We start from the raw sequence: 20,557 nt of genomic DNA on the forward strand, positions 1-20,557 counted from the left end.
CCAGGCGGGAAGGGAGTTATTTTTAACACGTTCAATCTTTGGTAGAAAAGCCAATGCGGCGTGTGATCGATCTCGAGGAAGAGCTCCGATCGGATTATTCGCCGCCTCCCGCTGAACATGCAAAACCCGCCGAGCCAGCGGCTCGGCAGGTCTTTTCAAAGGATGCTTCGATCTAAAGCATGCAAAAGTGAGCAGCGGTTTGCGACAACATGCGTAAAAACAAGGGCCTAAAGCGCGGGGAGAGAAACCGAAAGATCGTGACCCGCTTTAGTGCAGGATCTGGCTGAGGAACAGCTTGGTGCGTTCGTGCTGCGGATTGTCGAAGAACTCGGCCGGTGAATTCTGCTCGACGATCTGGCCCTGGTCCATGAAGATGACGCGGTTGGCGACCTGGCGGGCAAAGCCCATTTCATGCGTGACGCAGAGCATGGTCATGCCTTCCTCGGCAAGACCCACCATGGTGTCGAGCACTTCCTTGATCATTTCGGGATCGAGCGCCGAGGTCGGCTCGTCGAACAGCATGATCTTCGGGTTCATACACAGCGACCGGGCGATCGCCACGCGCTGCTGCTGGCCGCCGGAGAGCTGGCCCGGATATTTGTTGGCCTGCTCCGGAATCTTGACCCGCTTGAGGAAGTGCATGGCCACTTCTTCGGCTTGCTTCTTCGGCATCTTGCGGACCCAGATCGGCGCCAGCGTGCAGTTTTCGAGGATCGTCAGGTGCGGGAAGAGGTTGAAGTGCTGGAACACCATGCCGACTTCGCGCCGCACTTCGTCGATCTTCTTCAGGTCGTTGGTGAGCTCGGTGCCATCGACGATGATTTTGCCCTTCTGATGCTCTTCCAGGCGATTGATGCAGCGGATCATCGTCGACTTGCCCGAGCCCGACGGACCGGCGATGACGATACGCTCGCCACGCATGACCTTCAGGTTGATGTCGCGTAGCACGTGGAAATCGCCGTACCACTTGTTCATGTTGACGATCTCGACCGCCACTTCCGTCGCGGAAACGGTGAGCTTTTTCGCTGGAGCTTCAGCCATGACTATTTTCCCTCATTTTTATCGTTTTAGCGTTCTTATCGTTTGTGGCCGGTATCGAGATGGCGTTCCATGAAACCTGAATAGCGCGACATGCCGAAGCAGAACAGCCAGAAGATGAAGCCCGCGAAGATCAGACCCGTGATCGGCGTGACAGCGCTTGCCCAGTTGGCATCTGAGAAGTTCAGCTTGACGATGCCAAGCAGATCGAACATGCCGATAATGGTGACCAGCGACGTGTCCTTGAACGTTCCGATGAAGGTGTTCACGATGCTCGGGATCACCAGCTTGATGGCCTGCGGCATGATGATCAGCCGGGTTTTTTGCCAATAGCCGAGGCCAAGTGAATCGGCGCCTTCGAACTGGCCCTTCGGGATCGCCTGAAGGCCGCCGCGGATCACTTCCGCCATATAGGCCGACGTGAAGATCGACACACCGATCAGCGCCCGAAGCAGTTTGTCCACGTTCCAGCCTGTGGGAAGGAAGAGCGGCAGCATGACACTTGCCATGAACAGAACGGTGATCAGCGGAACGCCTCGAATGACCTCGATGAAGGTAACGCAAAGCATCCGGATGACGGGCATCTTCGAGCGGCGTCCCAGCGCGAGCAGAATGCCGCAGGGTAAAGAGACGGCAATACCGACAAAGGATAGAACGAGCGTCACCATCAACCCGCCCCAGAGCGGAGTATCCACCACTTCGAGGCCGAAGCCGCCGTGAAGAAGCCAGAAGGCGAGGACCGGCAGGACGGCGAACAGAAGAATGGCGTTCATGCCCTTGCGCGGCGCCGACGGGATCAACATCGGGACCAGCAGCAGAATGAACAGGATCCCGACGATCGCCGGCCTCCAACGCTCACCGAGCGGATAGCGGCCGAAAATAAACTGATCGTACTTGGCGCTGATGAAGGCCCAGCATGCACCGCTCCAGCCGTCAGGCTGGATGCCGCCCTGGATCGTCGTCGCGCAGAATGTGCGGTCCGGGCCTGACCATACGGCCTGGATGAACAGCCAGTTGACGAGATGCGGCACGGCCCATGCGATGAGCGCAAGAGCCAGGATCGTCAGGATCACGTCCTTCGGAGTTGCCAGGAGATTGCGGCGTATCCAGGCGACGGCCCCCGTCTCGCCGGGGGGCGGCGGTTCGGCGGCAAGGATGGACGTTCTGACAAAGGGTTTATCGGCGACCGACATCTTATCTCTCCACCAGTGCCATCTTGGCATTGAACCAATTCATGAACAGCGACGTGAGAATGCTCAAGCTGAGATAGACGATACCCCAGATGCAGACGATCTCGATCGCTTGACCGCTCTGATTGAGGATCGTGCCACCGACGGCAACGAGATCCGAGAAACCGATCGCGATGGCGAGTGAGGAGTTCTTGGTCAGGTTCAGGTACTGGCTCGTCAGCGGCGGGATGATGATACGTAGCGCCTGCGGCACCACGACAAGTCTCGTCACGCTCGATGGATGCAGTCCCAGCGCGCCGGCTGCTTCGGATTGTCCCTTTGCAACGCCGCGAATGCCGCCGCGAACGATCTCGGCGATGAACGAGGCGGTATAGAAGGACAGAGCGAGAAACAGCGACATGAATTCGGGGCCGACGACGGAGCCGCCCGTGAGGTTGAATTTTCCGGCAATCGGAACGTCGAAGGTGAGCGGAAAGCCGGAGACAACGAAGACCAGCAATGGCATGCCGACGATCAGCGCGATCGACGTCCATACGGTGTGGAACGGCTGGCCGGTTGCGGCTTGGCGCTTGTGGGCCCAGCGCACGATGATGATGGTGGCGACAATCGCAATCAGCAGGGCGATGGCGACCGCTATCATGCCTGTCTCAAAGATCGGCTTCGGGAAGGCTAGTCCTCTGTTGTTGAGGAACATGCTGAACGGCAGACCCACCGACTCGCGCGGCTGCGGCAAGACGGAGAGAACGCCGAGATACCAGAAAAAGATGACGAGCAGCGGCGGAATGTTGCGGAAAACCTCGACATAGACCGTGCAGAGCTTGGCAACCAACCAATTGCGCGACAGCCGGCCGATCCCGATCAGGAAACCGATGATGGTCGCCGTGAAGATCCCGGTCACCGCCACCAGCAAGGTATTCAGAATGCCGACGAGAAGTGCGCGCGCATAAGTCGAGTCACTCGAAAAGCTGATCAGCGACTGGCCGATTTCGAAACCGGCGCGACCGCGAAGAAAGCCGAAACCCGATGCCGTATTGCTGCGGGCAAGGTTCGCGGCCGTGTTGTGGGCCACCCACCACACAAAGCCCACGAGGACAACGATTGTTAGAACCTGGTAAAATATGCTCCGGTATTTCGGGTCGTACATTGCCGACCGGAAACTCCAGCCGGTGCCATGCAAAGGTGTCGAATCCACAGCCTCATGCGTCATGCCGCGCCAATCCCCTTGTGCCCGTTTTCGGGCTTTCTTTTTAGCTTTTTGGAAGCGGGAAGGCGGCTTGGCCGCCTTCCCGGTATTTCATGCCAGGGCTCGATTAACGAACCGGCGGTGCGTACTGGATGCCGCCCTTGTTCCACAGGGCATTCAAGCCGCGTGCGATCTTGAGGGGGCTACCCTGACCGATGTTGCGTTCGAAGATTTCGCCATAATTGCCGACGCCCTTGATGACATTGGCGGCCCAATCATTGGTCAGGCCGAGGTCGGTGCCGATCTTGGTATCGGCCTCGCTGCCGAGGAAGCGCTTGATATCCGGGTTCGGCGAGTTCTTCATCTCGTCGACATTTGCCTGGGTAATGCCGAACTCTTCGGCATTGATCAGCGCATAAGCCGTCCAGGAAACGATGTCGAACCACTGGTCGTCACCCTGACGGACGGCCGGGCCAAGCGGCTCCTTGGAGATGATCTCAGGAAGGATGACGTGTTCGTCGGGATTCTTCAGCGTCAGACGCAACGAATAGAGACCGGATTGGTCGGTCGTGTAAACGTCGCAACGACCGGCGTCATAGGCGGCGTTGACCTCAGGAAGATTTTCGAAGACGACCGGATTGTACTGCAGATTGTTCGTCTTGAAGTAATCGGCGAGGTTCAGTTCGGTAGTCGTGCCTGACTGTACGCACACTGCGGCGCCGGAGAGTTCGAGAGCCGACTTCACGTTCAGACCCTTGCGCACCATGAAGCCCTGGCCGTCGTAATAGGTGACAGGACGGAAGTTGAAGCCGAGAGCGGTGTCGCGATTGATCGTCCAGGTCGTATTGCGCGAGAGAACGTCGATTTCGCCGGACTGCAGAGCGGTGAAGCGTTCCTTCGCATTTGTCGGCGTGTATTTGACCTTGGTGGGGTCGCCGAACACGGCCGAAGCGACGGCCTTGCAGAAGTCGACGTCGAAGCCGGCCCAATTGCCGGAAGCGTCAGGTGCGGCAAAGCCGGTAAGGCCGGTATTGACGCCGCACTGAACGAAACCCTTTGCCTTGACGTCTGAGAGTGTGGTGGCGGAGGCGGCCGAGGCGCCAGCTGCCAAAACTGCTGCGCCGATGGCGGCCGACAGGAGCTTATTTTTCATTTTCCCAACCTTTTCCGTTGTCTTATCTTTTCTTGTGGAGAGTGCGTGCGAACAATCCGTGCCGCCTCCCCATTGTCTCGACACCCTCCCGGCGCGAGTGACCCTATCACAGTCGCAAATGTCACTATGGTCAAGTGTCGCGCCCAATAATTGCCGCAAAATTCAGAATTTTGGTAGATTGCGCTGCATTCGTGGGCGGCTGGCTATGAAATAGGCGTCCGGTTGCGGAAAAATAACGCGAAAATCGAAATTTCCATCATTTCGGATCGTCGCCTGCAACCGATCTTCAAGGGGTTGACCCGAAACGGCGGGGCGTCCAAAAGTCTGGTTTCGCGACCCTTCGCCAAAGGCTATTCCCGACATGAAAGACAAAGACAGCTTGCTGCAGAATGCCGGCATCAACACCCGCCTGACCCATATCGGCAACGACCCGTTCGACTATCACGGCTTCATCAATCCGCCGGTCGTGCATGCCTCGACTGTGTTGTTTCCGAATGCACGGGCGATGGAGACGCGCACGCAGAAATACACCTACGGAACGCGCGGCACACCGACGACGGATGCGCTCTGCGAGGCGATCGACGCGCTCGAAGGCTCGGCCGGCACGATCCTCGTCCCCTCGGGCCTTGCGGCCGTCACAATTCCGTTCCTGGGTTTCGTCGCTGCCGGCGATCATGCGCTGGTGGTCGATTCGGTCTATGGTCCGACGCGCCATTTCTGCGACACGATGCTGAAGCGCCTCGGCGTCGAGGTGGAATATTACGATCCGGAGATCGGCGCCGGCATCGAGACGTTGTTCCGGTCGAACACGAAGCTCGTCCATACCGAGGCCCCCGGCTCGAATACGTTCGAAATGCAGGATATTCCGGCAATCTCGGCGGTTGCGCACCGCCATGGCGCCGTCGTCATGATGGACAATACCTGGGCAACGCCGCTCTATTTCAGGCCGCTCCATCACGGCGTCGACATCTCGATCCACGCATCGACGAAATATCCGTCCGGCCATTCCGATATTCTGCTCGGAACGGTTTCGGCCAATGCCGAGCATTGGGAGCGGCTGAAGGAGGCAAACGGTGTGCTCGGCATCTGCGGCGCACCCGATGATGCCTACCAGATCCTACGCGGATTGCGCACCATGGGCCTGCGCCTCGAGCGGCATTATGAAAGCGCGCTCGATATCGCGGAATGGCTGGAGGGCAGGGAGGATGTCGCCCGCGTGCTGCATCCGGCCCTGCCGAGTTTCCCCTCCCACCATCTCTGGAAGCGCGATTTCAAAGGTGCCAGCGGCATCTTTTCCTTCGTGCTTGCCGCCGATGGTCCCGAGAAGTCCAGAGCAAAGGCGCATGCCTTCCTCGACGCGCTCAGGATTTTTGGTCTCGGTTATTCCTGGGGCGGCTATGAAAGCCTCGCCTTGCACGCCTATCTCAACGATCGCACGGTCGCCAAGGCTCCGACGGACGGTCCGGTCATCCGCCTGCAGATCGGCATCGAGGACGTGGCCGATCTCAAGGCCGATATCGAGCGGGGTTTTGCCGCCGCAAGCGCCATCTGATCGGACACGCTTTGTCGTCGCTGGCAGCGGCTCACGGCAGATCTGCAGCCCGATAGCCGTAGATCCAGTCGAGATCTGCCGCCAGGCTTAGCGGCGGCTTGAGGCCGAGCACGAGATCGCGGCCGATCCGGATCGGCCCTTTCGCATGATAGGCAAACCGGTTGAAGGCGCCGCGCTGGCGAAGCTTCGCGATGCGCGGCGCGCGATGTCGTTCGAAGAGCGCCAGTGCTTCCGCCACGGGACGGTTCGAAAGAAATGCGGCCAGTTCATAGCCGTCTTCGATCGCCATCGCCGCTCCCTGGGCGGCAAACGGCATCATCGCATGTGCGGCGTCGCCGATCAGAACCGTCTTTCGGCCGTCCTGCCATGCGCCTGATGTGGTTTCGAACAGTGGCCAGAACGTCAGCTTCCTATTTCGGCTGAGTAGTGAGACGATCGAGGCGTTCCAGCCGGAAAGGCGCGCCCGCAGCTGCACCCGCTGCTCGGCCGTCGGCTCGCTTTGCCAGGCCTGCGGCGCGATATTGCCGGCGGTGATCGCCACCATGTTGAAGCTGCCGGTCTCCCTGAGCGGATAGCAGACGAGATGTGCCGAGCCGCCGAGAAAAGCCGAAACGCTTGCCCGGTCGAGGAAACCAGGCGCCTCATTTTCGGGAATGGTAAAGCGGTAGGCGATATTGCCGGAAAAGCGCGGCGAGGGGCTGCCCGGAACGGATTGCCGAAGCTTCGACCAGACGCCGTCGGCGCCGATGATAACATCGGGCGCCCGCTCGAAAGGCGGTAGGATCGAGACCATCCGCACGCCGAGGTGAAGCCGGCAGAGCGGATCGGCCGTAACCGCATCCAGAAGGGCTTTTTGCAATGTGGTGCGGTGCAGGACGCCATAGGGAGCGCCCCAGCGTTCCCGCGCGAATTTGCCGGCCGGCACCGTCGCGAGTTGGCGAAGCGAACTGCCTGATATCAGCCGGATCGCATCCGGCTCGAGCCAGACCTTTGACAGTCCCTCAAGGATACCGAATTCGGCAAGGATGCGAGAGGCGTTCGGCGAAACCTGCAATCCGGCGCCGATGTCGGTGAGTTCGCCCGCCTGCTCGAAGATCTCCGAACTGATACCCCGGCGCGAAAGCGCAAGGGCAGCGGTCAGCCCTGATATGCCGGCGCCGATGATGGCGGCATGTTCGATCGGCATTGTCCGTCCGATCCGGATCTGGACTGACTACGCCGCCTTCACGTGGAAAACGCAACCGGCCGGATTGGTCTGGCTGGGCTTGAGCGCGGAATTGAAACGATAGAGCGTCGAGCAATAGGAACAGACCTTCTCGTTGTCGTCGCCCATGTCGATGAAGATATGCGGATGATCGAAGGGAGCCGAAGCGCCGGTGCACATGAATTCCTTGACGCCAACTTCGATAACGCTGTGACCGCCGTCGTTCTGGAAGTGGGGAATGTTGTGGCCGGCCATGTCGCTCTCCGAATGCTTTGAAATGTGCGCGAACCTTATAAGCCTTCGCCGCAAATGTGTAGAGCCAAACCGCCGCGCCAGGCACAGTTTTTAGCCACAGTTTTTGGCTTCACGATGAAAGGCCGCTCGACTATGGTCGCGCCAAAAGGAAGGCCCGATGAATTTAAATACACCCGCATTTTCAAGCTTTACCCATGATGGATTGCAGCTCGCCTTCTTCGATGAGGGCGATCCGGCCGGTGTGCCCGTGTTGTTGATCCACGGCTTTGCCTCGACCGCTAACGTCAACTGGGTGCATCCGGGCTGGCTGAAGACGCTGGGCGATGCCGGCTACCGGGTGATCGCCATGGACAATCGCGGCCATGGCGCAAGCGACAAGCCGCACGATGCCGAAGCCTATCGTCCATGGATCATGGCCGGCGATGCGGTCGCGCTGCTCGACCATCTTGGCATCCCCAAAGCCAATGTCATGGGCTATTCGATGGGCGCGCGTATTTCCGTCTTTGCCGCACTTGCCAATCCCCATCGGGTCCGTTCGCTGGTGCTCGGCGGCCTCGGCATCGGCATGACCGACGGCGTCGGCGATTGGGACCCGATCGCCGATGCGCTGCTGGCGCCCTCGCTCGACGCGGTGACGCATGCCCGCGGACGCGTGTTCCGCGCCTTCGCCGAGCAGACGAAGAGTGACCGCGTCGCCCTTGCCGACTGTATCCGCGGCTCGCGCGATCTCGTTGCCCGCTCCGATATGGCCAAGCTCGACATGCCGACGCTGATCGGCGTCGGCACCAAGGATGATATTGCCGGCTCGCCGCAGGAATTGGCGGCGCTGATGCAAAATGCCGAGGCGCTGGATATTCCGGGCCGCGATCATATGCTCGCCGTCGGCGACAGGGTTTTCAAGCAGGCGGTGCTGGCCTTCTATGCAAGGGTCGCCCATCGCTGACAACATCGTGATGCCGAAAAACCATGCTAAAAAACCATGGCGACGGCACCCATTTATGTTATTGGCGTTTTCCTTTATATATTGGCATTCCGAAAACGGCATTCCTTCCGGCAACGAGGAGAGCGGCGATGGTCGCAAAGACTGACATCCGTGCTTTTGAGACAGGCCATCCGCTGAAGGTGATGGACCCCATCTGGGACAGCCTGCGCGAGGAAGCCCGGCTCGCCGCCGAACGGGATCCGGTTCTCGCCGCCTTCCTCTATTCTACGGTGATCAACTACCATTCGCTCGAGGAATGCGTCATCCACCGCATCTGCGAACGTCTCGATCATCCCGACATGCAGGCGAACCTCCTGCGCCAGACCTTCGAGGAAATGCTTCTCGACTGGCCTGACTGGAGTTCCATCCTGCGCGTCGATATCCAGGCGATCTATGACCGCGATCCCGCATGCCTGCGCTTCATGGAGGCGGTGCTTTATTTCAAGGGCTTCCATGCGCTGCAGACACACCGTCTCGCCCATTGGCTGCTGAACCGCGGCCGGCGTGATTTCGCCCTCTATCTGCAGAGCCGCTCTTCCAGCGTCTTCCAGACCGACATCAATCCGGCCGCCCGGATCGGCAAGGGCATCTTCCTCGATCACGCCACCGGCCTCGTCGTCGGCGAGACGGCTGTCATCGGCGACAACGTCTCGATCCTGCACGGCGTCACACTCGGCGGCACCGGCAAGGAGGGCGCCGACCGTCATCCGAAGATCGGCTCCGGCGTCATGATCGGCGCCGGCGCCAAGATCCTTGGCAATATCGAGATCGGCTACTGCTCACGTGTCGCAGCCGGCTCCGTTGTCTTGAAGGCGGTGCCTCCCAAGAAGACGGTGGCGGGCGTTCCGGCTAAGGTCGTCGGCGAGGCCGGTTGTTCCGAGCCGTCGCGCAACATGGACCAGGTGATCGGCGCCGATATCTGAGCGCCCGTTGGAAACAGGGATAGGAGAAATCGGCGGGATCCGAGCGAGGAGGGCCATGAGCAGACGGCAACCTTGCCTTTACACCGCTGCATTTCCTGTGCAAGAAGCGGCCAATCAAGACCGCTTACGGAGATGACAGAGTGAAGCCAGAAGAAATCAAGAAGCTCGACGCCTATTTCAAGCGCATGTTCAATCCGCAGATGATCGTCAAGGCGCGTCCGCGCAAGGATGATTCTGCGGAAGTCTATCTCGGCGAAGAATTTCTGGGCGTCGTCTATATCGATGACGAGGACGGTGACCGCTCCTACAACTTTTCGATGGCGATCCTCGACGTCGATCTCTGATCGCGTTCGACCAATTTAGCTGAGCCGGGCGGCACGATCCGCCCGGTTTTTTTTGTCTTTTGTGCTCACGAGTAAAATTTTTTTTAAAGCTTATAGTTGCAGCATCGGCCTATATATTAGCGAAATCCGTTAAAGACGTACGTGCCCCGGGACATCGGCTTTGTTTTATTATTGTCATGCAACCCAAAGAGGTGTTGCATCGCACAAGACTACTTGACTATTTGTGCATTGCAGCTACCCTGCGGCCATCAACAGCCCAACGGAGGATGGCTTATGTTCAACTTTGACGATGCTAACAAGAAGAGCAAGGAAGCCGTCGACACGGCCTTGAAAACCTATTCCGACACGACCAAGGGCTTTCAGGCGATCGCCGCCGAAGCCACTGAATATTCTAAGAAATCCTTCCAGGACGCAGTGACGCATTTCGAAACGCTGGCCGGCGTCAAGAGCTTCGAGGCGGCCTTCGAGTTGCAGACGAGCTACGTCAAGGCGTATTTCGAAGGCTTTGTCTCCGAGACGACGAAGCTCAGTGAGATGTATGCCGATCTCGCCAAATCAGCCTACAAGCCCTATGAAGCACCGATCGCCGCTGCCGTGGTCAAGAGCGCCAAGTCGGCGCCGTCGGCGGCGACGCCTGCTGCTGCATGAACTGATTTTGACGCGCAACCTGCGCTACATATTGAAAAATGAGGACCGGCTACGCATCTGTAGCCGGTCTTTTTGTTTCCACTTTCGCTGCAGCGCCCGCATGGGATCGACCGGGGACTTTTTTGGTCTTTCCCGTGCATGCGGCCATTTCTTGATTGCAGTGTCTGACAGGGGGCTTAAAATCAGCCTATTATGAACTAAGTTAGTGTTTCAGATATTCGGCGGGAAAAGCACCCTCCCATGCTCCGCTGGATTGCTTGAGGAATGAATGACAATGATCGCAAAGCCGATCCGGATGCAGAACGACAGCGAAAGGAACGGGGACAACGCAAATCGAACCTCGGTCATCACGCGCACCAAGCCGAAGACCAAGAAGCCCAATCTTTATCGTGTGCTGCTTTTGAATGACGACTACACTCCCATGGAATTCGTCATCCATATTCTGGAGCGTTTTTTTCAGAAGGATCGTGAAAGTGCCACCCGCATCATGCTCCATGTCCATAACCACGGCGTCGGCGAATGCGGAATATTCACATACGAGGTAGCGGAAACGAAGGTCAGCCAGGTGATGGACTTCGCCCGGCAGCACCAGCATCCGCTGCAATGCGTCATGGAAAAGAAGTGAGGATCTGAACGTGCCAACATTTTCGCCTAGTTTAGAGAAGGCGCTCCATCAGGCACTGACCTTTGCCAACGAGCGGCACCACGAATACGCGACGCTCGAGCATTTGCTGCTTGCCCTGATCGACGATGCCGATGCGGCCGCGGTCATGGGTGCCTGCAATGTCGATCTCGACGCGCTGCGCAAGACGCTCGTCGAATATGTCGATAACGAACTTTCTAACCTGATCACCGGTTATGACGAGGATTCGAAGCCGACCTCCGGATTCCAGCGCGTCATTCAGCGTGCGGTCATCCACGTGCAGTCGTCCGGCCGCGAAGAGGTGACCGGCGCCAATGTGCTCGTCGCGATCTTCGCCGAGCGCGAAAGCCATGCCGCCTATTTCCTGCAGGAGCAGGAGATGACCCGCTACGATGCCGTCAACTACATCTCGCACGGCATCGGCAAGCGCCCCGGCGTTTCGGAAGCGCGCCCCCCACGCGGCGCCGAAGACGAAGCCGAAAGCAGCAAGCCGACGGCGCGCGGCGGCGAGGAAGAGGGCGGCCCCAAGAAACAGCAGGACGCGCTCAAGGCCTACTGCGTCAATCTCAACGAGAAGGCCAAGGGCGGCAAGATCGATCCGCTGATCGGCCGTCACGCTGAGGTGAGCCGCACGATCCAGATCCTGTGCCGCCGTTCGAAGAACAATCCGCTCTACGTCGGTGATCCCGGCGTCGGCAAGACGGCGATCGCCGAAGGCCTTGCCAAGCGCATCGTCGAAGGCAAGGTGCCGGAAGCGCTCGCCGATGCGACGATCTTCTCGCTCGACATGGGCACGCTCTTGGCCGGCACGCGCTACCGCGGCGATTTCGAGGAGCGCCTGAAGCAGGTCGTCAAGGAACTGGAAGAATATCCGGGCGCCGTGCTCTTCATCGACGAGATCCACACGGTGATCGGCGCCGGCGCCACCTCGGGCGGCGCGATGGATGCATCGAACCTCCTGAAGCCGGCCCTGTCATCGGGCGCGATTCGCTGCATCGGTTCGACAACGTACAAGGAATACCGCCAGTTCTTCGAGAAGGACAGGGCGCTGGTCCGTCGTTTCCAGAAGATCGACGTCAGCGAGCCGTCGATCGATGATGCGATCGAGATCATGAAGGGCCTGAAGCCCTATTTCGAAGAGTATCACCACCTGCGTTATTCGAACGACGCCATCAAGTCGGCCGTCGAATTGTCGGCCCGCTACATCTCCGACCGCAAGCTGCCCGACAAGGCGATCGACGTGATCGACGAAACCGGTGCGGCCCAGATGCTGCTGCCGCCGTCGAAGCGCCGCAAGCTGATCACCGAAAAGGAGATCGAGGCGACGGTCGCCACGATGGCGCGCATTCCGCCGAAGACCGTCTCCAAGGACGATGAAGCCGTGCTCGCCAATCTCGAGCAGGAACTGCGTTCGGTGGTCTACGGCCAGGATATCGCGATCGAAGCTCTTTCGACCTCGATCAAGCTGGCGCGTGCCGGTCTTCGCGAGCCGAACAAACCGATCGGCGCCTATGTCTTCTCCGGTCCGACCGGCGTCGGCAAGACCGAGGTGGCAAAACAGCTGGCATCGTCGCTCGGCGTCGAACTCCTGCGCTTCGACATGTCGGAATATATGGAGCGGCACACGGTTTCGCGTCTTCTCGGTGCACCTCCCGGCTATGTCGGCTTCGACCAGGGCGGCCTCCTCACAGATGGCGTCGACCAGCACCCGCATTGCGTGGTCCTGCTCGACGAAATCGAGAAGGCGCATCCCGACATCTACAATATCCTGTTGCAGGTCATGGACCACGGCACGCTGACCGACCATAACGGCAAGAAGATCGACTTCCGCAACGTCATCCTGATCATGACGACCAATGCGGGCGCATCCGAAATGGCCAAGGCTGCAATCGGTTTCGGTTCGTCCAAGCGCACCGGCGAAGACGAGGAGGCGCTGACCCGTCTCTTCACGCCGGAATTCCGCAACCGTCTCGACGCGATCATTCCCTTCGCGGCGTTGCCGACGGCGGTCATCCACAAGGTCGTGCAGAAGTTCATCATGCAGCTGGAGGCCCAGCTTTCCGAAAGGAACGTCACCTTCGACCTGCACGAGGATGCGATCGCCTGGCTGGCGGAAAAGGGTTACGACGAGAAGATGGGCGCCCGCCCGCTTGCGCGCGTCATCCAGGATACGATCAAGAAGCCGCTCGCCAACGAAATCCTCTTCGGCAAGCTGAAGAAGGGCGGCGTCGTCAATGTCACCGTCGGCCCCAAGGAAGACGGCAAGCCCGGCATCGTGCTCGAAGCCATTTCGGAAACGGCGCCGATCAAGCCGAAGCCCGAAGCCGAGGTCGCCCACCCCGAAGTCGACGGCGAGGATGACGGTGAGCTGAAGACGAAGGCGGCCCGCAAGGCGCGCGCCAAGACAGCCCCGCGGGCCGAGCCTGAGGTTCGCGACGCTCCGAAGAAGGGAAGCGCGGTTCCGAAGGTTCCACGCAAGAAGTAAGATAGTGTCACCGAATTGGAAAAAGGCCGCGTCACCGCGGCCTTTTTTGGTTTTCGGCTCGTTCCATCGCTTTGGCTGATATCGACCTTACGCCAGCGCTGCCCTGATCTTTTCGGCATTGGCGGCCAGCACGGCACCGTCCTCCATCTTGCCGGAATGCGGCTTGAGGGCGGTGCCCTCAAGCCGCGGGATGACGTGGAAATGCAGATGGAACACCGTTTGCCCGGCGGCCGGTTCGTTGAACTGGGCGACGAAAACGCCGTCGGCGTCGAAAACATCCTTGACCGCATTGGCGACCTTCTGGACGACCGTAATCGCACGGGTGAGGGTGGCGGGATCGGCATCGAAGATATTGCGCGACGCCGCCTTCGGAACGACGAGCACGTGGCCCGGCGCCTGCGGCATCACATCCATGATCGCGACGGTATGCTCGTCTTCATAAACCCGGTGCGAAGGGATTTCGCCGCGCAGGATCTTGGCGAAGATGTTGCTGTCGTCATAGGCGGCTGGGCTGGTCATCACGAAAATCTCCTCGTTTCCAGATTATTCGGGTAGCGCGACCGTTGCGGCGGCGTCAATCCTCCTGCTGACGCTCGCCCTTGCGGAACGGACTGTGCTCGCTCAGCAACTCGCTCATCTGTTCGACGTCGGTGCGCTCGCGGGCGAGATAGTCGCCGATCGCCCGGCGAAGGCCGGCATGGGCGACATAATGGGCGGAATGCGTTGTCACCGGCAGGTAACCGCGGGCGAGCTTGTGTTCGCCCTGCGCGCCGGCCTCGACCCGTTTCAACCCTTTCGAAAGGGCGAAGTCGATCGCCTGGTGATAGCAGACCTCGAAATGGAGGAAGGGGTGATCCTCGACGCAGCCCCAGTGACGGCCGTAGAGCGTATCGCCGCCGATGAAGTTGATCGCGCCGGCGACATAGCGCCCGTCGCGCTTGGCCATGACGAGCAGGACGTCGTCGGCCATGCGTTCGCCGATCAGCGAATAGAACTTACGGGTGAGGTAGGGCCGACCCCACTTGCGCCCGCCGGTATCCATGTAGAACTTGAAGAATTGATCCCAGATGCGTTCTGTCAGGTCGCTGCCGGTCAGCCAGTCGATGCTGATACCGTTTTCGAGTGCGGCGCGACGCTCCTTGCGCAACGCCTTGCGTTTGCGCGAGGCAAGCGTTTCGAGGAATTCCTCGTGATTGGCATAGCCGTCATTGATGAAATGGAACTGCTGGTCGGTGCGGTGCAGATAGCCGTCCATCTCGAAGACGCCGATCTCATCATCTGGCACGAAGGTGATATGGGCCGAGGAGATGCCGAGCCGGCGCACGACCTCCTTCAGGCTTTCGGCGATAGCGCTCTGGATCGGAAGCCGCTGCAGCCCCTCGGCGACAAGAAGACGCGGGCCTGTCGCCGGGGTGAACGGGATCGAGCACTGAAGTTTGGGATAATAACGCCCGCCGGCCCGCTCGAAGGCGTCGGCCCAGCCATGGTCGAAGACATATTCGCCCTGGCTGTGGTTCTTGAGATAGCCGGGCAGGGCGCCGACCAGTTCGCCGCGATCGGTCTCGAGCAGCAGGTGGTGGCCGAGCCAGCCGGTCTCGGCGTCGGCCGAACCGGATTCCTCCAGCGATGATAAAAAGGCGTGCGAAACGAAGGGGTTGTAAGCAAGCGTACTGCAGGACTTCGATGCCCCGGAAAGCCTGGACCAGCTCTCCGGGGAAATCGCGGTGAAGGAGCGTTCTACGCGAATGGATAGTTCTTCATTCATGGGGCAAATGGAAGCCTGTGGGAGGATAGTCTCAGCTCTGCCTCACGGCGCCGCACGTCTTTCACACGCGCAAAGGACGCTGTAACACTTTGAGTTGCTGCATAATTTTATCCCCAATTCGATCCGATTTAAGGAATTATGCAGCAGTCTGCGCATGATCTTGGCCAAAAAGCGAGCGTCAAGCAGCCACGCGCGGATCGAAGCCCTCGAAGGTCATCTGGTCTGCATTGGCGAATGTGCGTCGGCGCCCCTCGTCGTCACGCACCGTCCAGGTGATGACGGGAATGCCCTTTTCGCGTTCGCCCGTGATGAAGGCATTCGGCAGGTCGTCATAATAATAGGAGATGAAATCGAGACCGATCGCCATCGCCTTCGCATGCGTGTTGAACGCTTCCGGCGTGTTGCCGTTGGCGGTCAGCCCGAGCGGGTAGGGCGAGCCAAGCGCCTTCAGATCGCGCAGCAGCCAGTGATCGAAGCTCATCAGCGCCACTTTGCCCTGATAGTTTTCAAGCACCTCGAGCACGTCTTCGGCGAAACCTTCGTCATCGGCCTCGCGGCCCTTGAGCTCCAGCACCAGCGGCACCTTGCCCTTGACGAGGTCGAGGAGCTGGCGCAGCGTCGGCACCTTGTCGCTGGTGCCGCCGACGGCGATCAGTCCGAGTTCCCTGGAGGTGCGCTCGCGGATGTCGCCGCTGAGATTGCACAGGCGCTGCAAGTCCTCGTCGTGAAAGATGACCGGCACGCCGTCGGAGGCGTAATGCAGGTCGCATTCGATCGCAAAGCCCGCTTCGACGGCACGCGAGAATGCCGAAAGCGTATTTTCCCAGATATGGGTGTTGAGATCGTGATAGCCGCGATGGGCGACCGGCAGGTCCCTGATCCAGGCAGCATTGGTCATTCGGCGATTTCCATGATAGCGTCTATCTCGACGGCGGCGTTCAACGGCAGGGCGGCCATGCCGACAGCAGCACGCGCATGTTTGCCGGCTTCGCCGAGCACGCCGGCAATCAGGTTCGAAGCGCCATTGATAACGAGATGCTGCTCAATGAAGTCGGGCGCCGAGGCGACGAAGCCGTTCAGCTTGACGACGCGCCGGATACGGCTGAGATCACCGCCAAGTGCCGCCTTCGCCTGGGCAAGGATGTTGATGGCGCAGAGTTCGGCGCCGCGCTGGCCCGTTGCAACGTCGACGGTCTTGCCGAGATGGCCCGATACGGCCACCTTGCCGCCTTCGAGCGGTAGCTGGCCGGAGATGTAGAGGAGATTGCCGCTGATGACATAGGGAACGTAATTTGCAGCAGGTGCTGCGGCTTCGGGCAGGGTTATCCCCATCTCAATCAGGCGCGCTGCTATTTCATCGGACATTTTCGTCTCCGCTTTTATTGTCAATTCTTCTAAAATTATGCATCAAGACTAGAATCTTTAATATGACAGTTTCGAGCCTCGATTTGGCCGAAAGCGTTCTTATAACATCGCGAGCGAGTCCAACAGGAGTTAGTGAATGTTCCGATCGAGTCTTGTCGCTCTGCTTCTTGCCAGCGTTTCCGCCAATGCATGGGCGGCTGCGCCCGCGGTAAGCGCTGCGATCGCGACCGGCCTCGTCGCACATCGTGCGGTCTACGATCTGGAATTGAAGGACGCCTCGGACCGCTCTGGCATCGCCGCCATGTATGGTCGCATGGTCTATGAGTTCGATGGCAGCTATTGCCAGGGCTTCACCACCAATTTCCGCTTCGTGACGCAGATCGACACCGGCGACAACGTTCGCGTCAGCGACCAGCAGACGAAGACCTTCGAGAACCTGAAGGACGGCAAGTTCACCTTCGACACCAAGTCCTTCACTGACGACCAGCTCGACAAGGAGGTCAACGGTGCGGCTCAGGATCAGCCGGATGGTGTCAAGGTCGATCTGACGCAGCCGGCGAGCCGCGAGCTGCAGCTTTTAGAAAGCCGTTTTCCCACAGAACATATGCTCGACGTGATCCAGCACGCCAAGGACGGCAAGCGCTTCTTCGAGGCGCGCGTCTTCGACGGTTCGGACGACGGCGACAAGTCGCTGGTGACGACGACGATCGTCGGCAAGCAGGAGACGCCGATCGCCGAGGAAACCGATGCCGGTAACGCCGGCGCTTTCTCCAAGACGGCCTTCTGGCCGGTAACGATCGCCTATTTCAACGAGAGTGCGAAATCCGATGCTTTGCCGGTCTACCGCATGTCGTTCAAGCTTTATGAGAACGGCATCACCCGCGACCTGACGATGGACTACGGCGATTTCGTCCTGACCGGCAAGCTCGCCAAGCTGGAGCTGCTCGACCGCAAGGCCGAGGTTTGCAAATAGGCGACGAGATCTCGCCTGTCATAAAACGGTATCATAAAATTCACTATGGTTCGGCGATCAGCGATGACTGAGTCGCCGTCTGTCGTCCTGCTTTTCGGGTCGGTGCGATCCGAGCGGCCAAGCCATTGCGATGACGTCTATCTGTCAGACCGCGTAGACCGTTACGCATCGCAAGCTTGAAAGCCCGAACCATGGCCGATACCGATCTCGCGACTGTTCAAAATGCTGCCCTGCCGGTTGTCGTCGGCGATCCGGCGGAAATTGCCCGCATTTCCGATAGCATCGACATCACCGACCGCGCCGGCATCTCGGTCTATGGTGACTGCGCCCAGCAGGCGGTCAGCGATTATGCCGACAGGATCCTGCGCGAAGTTCGTAACAAGGACCTCGGCGATGTCGGCCACCTGCTGACCGACATCATCCTCAAATCGAAGAGCCTCGATCCGGCGTCATTGAAGGACAAGGGTTTCCTTAGTCGCATGTTTTTCTCAGCCAAGGCCCGACTCGAACGCTTCAAGGCGGAATTCGAGGACGTAGCCGGCCAGATCGACCGGATCGGCCTGGAGCTCGACCGTCATAAGGATACGCTGAGGCGCGACATTGCGCTGCTCGACGACCTGCATGAAGAAACCCGGCAATCGATCATGCGGCTCGAGGCCTATGTCCAGGCCGGCAAGACTTTCGCCGAGCGTTTTCGCAGCGTCGAGCTGCCGAGGCTGAAGGCGCAAGCCGAGGCGGCAGCGACAGGCCCCGGCGGCGGCATGCTGGAGGCGCAGACCTACCAGGACAGCCTGCAGGCGCTCGACCGGCTGGAAAAGCGGGTCTTCTACCTGCAGCAGGCCCGCCAGCTCGGTATCCAGCAATTACCGCAGATCCGCATCGTTCAGGCGGGCGACGAAACGCTGATCGAGAACCTGCAGGCGACTTCGGCGCTGACGGTGCCGGCCTGGAAGCAGAAGATGGTGATCCTGCTCGGCCTGACGCGGCAGAAATCGGCGCTCGACCTGCAAAAGGCGGTGACCGACGCCACCAACGACATGATCCGCCAGGCATCCGAGATGATGAAGGATCAGGCGATATCAATCGAGCAGCAGTCGCAGCGCGGCATCGTCGATATCGACACGCTTGCCAAGGCGAACAGGGATCTGATCGATACGATATCCGGCGTGCTGCAGGTTCAGGAGGAGGGTCGGCGAAAGCGGGCGCTCGCCGAGCAGCAGATGGAGCAGATGACGATCGAACTCAAGAAGGCGATGACCCAGGCGTGATCGGCAAGATGGCGATGCGAGCACTGCTTTCAGGCTTGGCACTTCTTGCAGCTCTGCCCCTTGCCGGCTGCAATCCCTTCGGCCAGGGGCCGGATTTCTCGATCGTATCGGGATCGGAGAATACCATTCTGCAGCCGATCGTCGAGGAATTCTGCAAGCAGAAGAACGCCACCTGCACCTTCAAATATGAAGGCACGCTCGATATCGGCCTGGCGTTGCAGAGCGACGAGGGCGTCGCGCAGGATGCGGTCTGGCCGGCTTCCAGCGTCTGGGTCGACATGTTCGACACCAAGCGCCGCGTCAAGAGCTTGACCTCGATCGCTCAGACGCCGGTGGTCTTGGGTGTGCGCAGATCGAAGGCGCAGCAGCTTGGCTGGATCGGCAAGGATGTATTCATGAAAGACATTCTCGCTGCTGTCGAGAGCGGATCACTGAAGTTCCTGATGACCTCGGCGACGCAATCCAATTCGGGCGCCAGCGCCTATCTTGCCATGCTGTCGAGCGCACTCGGCAACAAACCGGTAATCGAACCCGGCGATCTCGACGACAGACACGTCCAGGAAAGCGTCCGGTCGCTGCTGTCAGGTGTCGTGCGCTCTTCCGGTTCTTCGGGCTGGCTCGCCGATCTCTATGTCGAATCCGCCGGCAAGGGCACAGTCTATGACGCGATGTGGAATTACGAAGCGGTGCTGAAGGAAACCAACGACAAGCTCGCTGCCCTGTCGCAGGAACCGCTTTACGCCATCTATCCGGCTGATGGTGTGGCCATGGCGGATTCGCCGATCGGTTTCGTCGATCATGGCCGCGGGCCAGAAGTCCAGACCTTCTTCAACGATCTGCTCGCCTATCTGAGCTCTGCCCCCGTGCAGCAGCGCATCGCCGATACCGGCCGGCGCATTCCGCTGACCGGCGTTGCCGCAAAACCGGAGCCGAGCTGGAATTTCGATCCCGCCCGGCTGGTGACGGCGATCCGCATGCCGGAGGCGAGCGTCATCCGCCAGGCGCTCAACCTTTATCAGGCGGCGCTGCGCAAACCGTCGTTGACCGCGCTCTGCCTCGATTTTTCCGGCTCGATGCAAGGTGACGGCGAGGACCAGTTGCAGAAGGCGATGCGTTTCCTGTTGACGCCCGACGAAGCGAGCAAGGTGCTGGTACAATGGTCGCCCGCCGATCAGATTATCGTCATTCCCTTCGACGGCAACGTGCGCAGCACGTTCGTGGCAAGTGGAAACCCGCTGGAGCAGGAAGGGCTGCTGAACGAGATTTCCCGCCAGAAGGCCGATGGCGGCACGAACATGTATGCCTGCGCCGAACGAGCTCTGCAGCAGATTGCCCGAACCGACAGGCTCTCGACTTATCTGCCTGCCATCGTCATCATGACCGACGGCAAGTCCGATGATCAAAGCCAGGCTTTCATGCGTTCATGGAACGCGATGGAGCCACATGTGCCGATCTTCGGCATCACATTCGGCGATGCCGACAAGACGCAGCTCGACAGCCTCGCCAAGCTGAGCTCAGCGCGCGTGTTCGACGGCGGCTCGGATCTCGCCACCGCCTTTCGTACGGCGCGGGGCTATAATTAGGAC

20 protein-coding genes are annotated in these 20,557 nt (G+C 59.7%); 10 read left to right on the forward strand and 10 right to left on the reverse strand.

Annotated elements, in window-relative coordinates; genetic code table 11:
* Nucleotides 1-267: 267 nt before the first annotated feature.
* The 4 genes from N2600_RS09470 to N2600_RS09485 all read right to left on the reverse strand — a co-directional run bounded on the left by N2600_RS09470 (nt 268) and on the right by N2600_RS09485 (nt 4,564).
* On the reverse strand, nt 268-1,041 hold the full coding sequence (locus N2600_RS09470; protein WP_162118789.1) for an amino acid ABC transporter ATP-binding protein: 774 nt from the start codon (nt 1,039-1,041) through the stop codon (nt 268-270).
* A gap of 35 nt (nt 1,042-1,076) precedes the next feature.
* Entirely contained in the window at nt 1,077-2,231 is a 1,155-nt protein-coding gene (locus tag N2600_RS09475) for an amino acid ABC transporter permease (protein WP_017964123.1), read from the reverse strand.
* Between the two features lies 1 nt (nt 2,232).
* A complete protein-coding gene (locus tag N2600_RS09480; protein WP_260110762.1) occupies nt 2,233-3,435 on the reverse strand; it encodes an amino acid ABC transporter permease in 1,203 nt (400 codons plus the stop codon).
* A 103-nt stretch (nt 3,436-3,538) separates the two neighbouring features.
* A complete protein-coding gene (locus N2600_RS09485; protein WP_017964125.1) occupies nt 3,539-4,564 on the reverse strand; it encodes an amino acid ABC transporter substrate-binding protein in 1,026 nt (341 codons plus the stop codon).
* Nucleotides 4,565-4,925: 361 nt separating this feature from the next.
* Here N2600_RS09485 and N2600_RS09490 point away from each other — a divergent pair, with 361 nt between their 5' ends.
* The gene (locus N2600_RS09490) at nt 4,926-6,116 is read left to right on the forward strand and encodes a cystathionine beta-lyase (protein ID WP_260110763.1); all 1,191 of its coding nucleotides are present in this window, start codon (nt 4,926-4,928) and stop codon (nt 6,114-6,116) included.
* A gap of 31 nt (nt 6,117-6,147) precedes the next feature.
* Here N2600_RS09490 and N2600_RS09495 read toward each other — a convergent pair whose 3' ends face one another.
* Together N2600_RS09495 and N2600_RS09500 are read right to left on the reverse strand one after the other, a co-directional pair.
* Entirely contained in the window at nt 6,148-7,302 is a 1,155-nt protein-coding gene (locus N2600_RS09495; RefSeq protein ID WP_260110764.1) for an FAD-dependent monooxygenase, read from the reverse strand.
* 27 nt (nt 7,303-7,329) lie between these two features.
* Complete coding sequence (locus N2600_RS09500) at nt 7,330-7,575, reverse strand: zinc-finger domain-containing protein (RefSeq protein WP_017964128.1); 246 nt, start codon at nt 7,573-7,575, stop codon at nt 7,330-7,332.
* 157 nt (nt 7,576-7,732) lie between these two features.
* Between N2600_RS09500 and N2600_RS09505 the strand changes: the two genes are divergently transcribed.
* The 6 genes from N2600_RS09505 to clpA all read left to right on the forward strand — a co-directional run bounded on the left by N2600_RS09505 (nt 7,733) and on the right by clpA (nt 13,600).
* Nucleotides 7,733-8,518, forward strand: coding sequence for an alpha/beta fold hydrolase (locus N2600_RS09505; protein ID WP_260110765.1), 786 nt, complete (start codon nt 7,733-7,735; stop codon nt 8,516-8,518).
* 128 nt (nt 8,519-8,646) lie between these two features.
* A complete protein-coding gene (gene cysE / locus N2600_RS09510) occupies nt 8,647-9,480 on the forward strand; it encodes a serine O-acetyltransferase (RefSeq protein WP_011651805.1) in 834 nt (277 codons plus the stop codon).
* A gap of 140 nt (nt 9,481-9,620) precedes the next feature.
* Nucleotides 9,621-9,824 carry a DUF3126 family protein gene (locus N2600_RS09515; RefSeq protein ID WP_003539277.1) on the forward strand — a complete coding sequence of 68 codons (204 nt, stop codon included), beginning with the start codon at nt 9,621-9,623 and terminating at the stop codon, nt 9,822-9,824.
* Between the two features lie 273 nt (nt 9,825-10,097).
* Nucleotides 10,098-10,472, forward strand: a complete 375-nt coding sequence (locus N2600_RS09520) for a phasin family protein (RefSeq protein WP_017964130.1) — start codon at nt 10,098-10,100, stop codon at nt 10,470-10,472.
* A gap of 274 nt (nt 10,473-10,746) precedes the next feature.
* The gene (gene clpS / locus N2600_RS09525; RefSeq protein WP_017988219.1) at nt 10,747-11,097 is read left to right on the forward strand and encodes an ATP-dependent Clp protease adapter ClpS; all 351 of its coding nucleotides are present in this window, start codon (nt 10,747-10,749) and stop codon (nt 11,095-11,097) included.
* 10 nt (nt 11,098-11,107) lie between these two features.
* A complete protein-coding gene (gene clpA / locus N2600_RS09530) occupies nt 11,108-13,600 on the forward strand; it encodes an ATP-dependent Clp protease ATP-binding subunit ClpA (protein ID WP_017964131.1) in 2,493 nt (830 codons plus the stop codon).
* 87 nt (nt 13,601-13,687) lie between these two features.
* On the opposite strand, the gene N2600_RS09535 is transcribed toward clpA, so the two are convergent.
* From N2600_RS09535 to N2600_RS09550, 4 genes are all read right to left on the reverse strand, one after another.
* A complete protein-coding gene (locus N2600_RS09535; RefSeq protein ID WP_162118803.1) occupies nt 13,688-14,119 on the reverse strand; it encodes an HIT family protein in 432 nt (143 codons plus the stop codon).
* A 55-nt stretch (nt 14,120-14,174) separates the two neighbouring features.
* Nucleotides 14,175-15,365: a GNAT family N-acetyltransferase gene (locus tag N2600_RS09540; RefSeq protein WP_260110768.1), complete on the reverse strand. Its 1,191-nt coding sequence runs from the start codon at nt 15,363-15,365 to the stop codon at nt 14,175-14,177.
* A gap of 178 nt (nt 15,366-15,543) precedes the next feature.
* Nucleotides 15,544-16,263 carry a glycerophosphodiester phosphodiesterase gene (locus tag N2600_RS09545; protein WP_260110769.1) on the reverse strand — a complete coding sequence of 240 codons (720 nt, stop codon included), beginning with the start codon at nt 16,261-16,263 and terminating at the stop codon, nt 15,544-15,546.
* Nucleotides 16,260-16,730, reverse strand: a complete 471-nt coding sequence (locus N2600_RS09550; protein ID WP_018496796.1) for a RidA family protein — start codon at nt 16,728-16,730, stop codon at nt 16,260-16,262. The genes N2600_RS09545 and N2600_RS09550 overlap by 4 nt, the downstream gene beginning before the upstream one ends.
* A gap of 136 nt (nt 16,731-16,866) precedes the next feature.
* On the opposite strand from N2600_RS09550, the gene N2600_RS09555 reads away from it, so the two are divergent.
* The 3 genes from N2600_RS09555 to N2600_RS09565 all read left to right on the forward strand — a co-directional run bounded on the left by N2600_RS09555 (nt 16,867) and on the right by N2600_RS09565 (nt 20,554).
* Nucleotides 16,867-17,703 (forward strand): cell envelope integrity EipB family protein, encoded by an 837-nt coding sequence (locus N2600_RS09555; RefSeq protein WP_017964136.1) that lies wholly within the window; start codon nt 16,867-16,869, stop codon nt 17,701-17,703.
* A 191-nt stretch (nt 17,704-17,894) separates the two neighbouring features.
* Entirely contained in the window at nt 17,895-18,971 is a 1,077-nt protein-coding gene (locus N2600_RS09560) for a toxic anion resistance protein (protein WP_260110770.1), read from the forward strand.
* A gap of 14 nt (nt 18,972-18,985) precedes the next feature.
* Complete coding sequence (locus tag N2600_RS09565) at nt 18,986-20,554, forward strand: substrate-binding domain-containing protein (RefSeq protein WP_032985285.1); 1,569 nt, start codon at nt 18,986-18,988, stop codon at nt 20,552-20,554.
* Nucleotides 20,555-20,557: the final 3 nt, after the last annotated feature.

Source organism: Rhizobium sp. WSM1274, assembly GCF_025200775.1.
Classification (GTDB): Bacteria; Pseudomonadota; Alphaproteobacteria; order Rhizobiales; family Rhizobiaceae; genus Rhizobium; species Rhizobium leguminosarum_I.